The sequence below is a fragment of the Nocardia sp. NPDC058666 genome (assembly GCF_042714895.1).
GTDB lineage: Bacteria > Actinomycetota > Actinomycetes > Mycobacteriales > Mycobacteriaceae > Nocardia.
In genome coordinates this window covers 1-1353 of record NZ_JBHXRY010000081.1, presented here as the reverse complement: position 1 = coordinate 1353, position 1353 = coordinate 1, and the positions used below count along the sequence as shown (strand labels likewise).

At 76.0% G+C, this 1353-nt stretch carries 3 protein-coding genes; 1 reads left to right on the top strand and 2 read right to left on the bottom strand.

The window, feature by feature from the left end:
- Window positions 1–126: 126 nt before the first annotated feature.
- The gene (locus tag ACFWVD_RS28615) at window positions 127–258 is read right to left on the bottom strand and encodes a hypothetical protein (protein WP_379248008.1); all 132 of its coding nucleotides are present in this window, start codon (window positions 256–258) and stop codon (window positions 127–129) included.
- Here ACFWVD_RS28615 and ACFWVD_RS28610 point away from each other — a divergent pair.
- Window positions 257–652 carry a DUF4118 domain-containing protein gene (locus tag ACFWVD_RS28610; RefSeq protein WP_030386692.1) on the top strand — a complete coding sequence of 132 codons (396 nt, stop codon included), beginning with the start codon at window positions 257–259 and terminating at the stop codon, window positions 650–652. The two genes, ACFWVD_RS28615 and ACFWVD_RS28610, sit on opposite strands and share 2 nt — an antisense overlap.
- Here ACFWVD_RS28610 and ACFWVD_RS28605 read toward each other — a convergent pair.
- Window positions 642–1353, bottom strand: a 712-nt coding sequence (locus tag ACFWVD_RS28605; RefSeq protein ID WP_379248006.1) for a class E sortase, incomplete at its 5' end; no start/stop codon positions are given. The two genes, ACFWVD_RS28610 and ACFWVD_RS28605, sit on opposite strands and share 11 nt — an antisense overlap.

The following is a 1353-nucleotide window of genomic DNA, read 5'->3' as shown; positions in this document are numbered from 1 at the left end:
CGGCGTCTGACGCATGCGGCCAGTATCCCCCGGCCCGTCCCTCCCGCGGCGCACCCGCCGGGGGCTGCGGTCCGGAGGGTGGGGCGGTCCGGAGGGTGGGGCGGCCCGGAGGGTGGCTCAGCACCCTTACGGTCGGGCGGAGTTGGCGGGATGACGTTGCGGGGCGTCGGCGGTGACGGGCAGGAAGGCGCGCGCCCGGTGGTGCATCATCTCGGAGGGCCCCGACGGCGGGGCCACCGCGTGAAGGAGGCGTCGCATGCTGGAGTGGAAACGGATCAGCTCGGGCATGCGTCCCGTGCCGACCCCGGCGCCGACCGGCTCGGTCTGGGCCGCCGCGGCCCTCGCTGCCGTCGCCCTGGTCGCCGTGCTCAACTTCCTGGACGGCCCCGGCGACCCGCTGATCGACCTCCTGGCGCTCTCCCTCGCCGTGGCGGTGGTGAGCACCGGCGCCCGCCTCACCGCAGCGCCGGGCACGGCCCTGCTCTGCTGGCTCGTCCTGAACGCCTACGCGACCGCGCCCATCGGCCGGCTCACCTGGGACGCCCCCTACGACCTCGTGCGCCTCGCCTGTCTCCTGGCGGCGGCGAGCACGGGAACCGTCGTCGCGCGCCTCGCCAACGCGCGCGCCGCACACCGCCGGCTCACCCCGTAGGGGAGGTCGTGCGCAGGACGCCTATCTTGTCGATGCGGTGCTCCGGGTTGCCCTGGGCGTCGCTCCAGTAGTTGCCCTCGGCGTGGTCCTCCGGCGTCGCGCAGGTCGAGATCGTGATCATGGCCCGGTCCGGGGCCGCCCCCGGCTGCCCGGGCACTGCGGCGCGCTGTTCGCTCAGTGAGCGCTCCGACCGGAAGGACGTCTTCCGGGTGGCGGTGATCTCGTACGTGTACACCACCCCGCCCGCGGTCACGAGGACGGTGTCGCCCGGCTTCACGGAGGGCAGGTCACCCAGCGGGCCGCCGGCCGACAGGCGGTGCGCGGTGACGAGGAAGTTGCCCACCTGCCCGGGCCCCACTCCGCCCCGCTTCCCGTACGGACTGGCGGCGACGCCGAGGTCCTGGATGCGCGTCCCCGGGACGTCGTCGGTGGTGCCCTCGTACGGCACCACGCGCAGCCCGGAGACGCCCGCGGAGGGTATGGAGAGCATCGATTCCACGGGCGCGGAGGGCGGGGCGGGGGCGGGTGTGGGGGCAGCGGCGGGGGTGAGCGTCCGCGCGGGGGTGGCGGGCGCGGAGGTGGCGGGGACCGCCGGACCGGCGGCGACCGAGGGCGTGCACGCCACCAACAGGGCGGCCACGGCACCGGCGAGCACGGCGGGAGCGGCGCGGTACGGGAACGGCAGGGGCATGGGCGTGTTC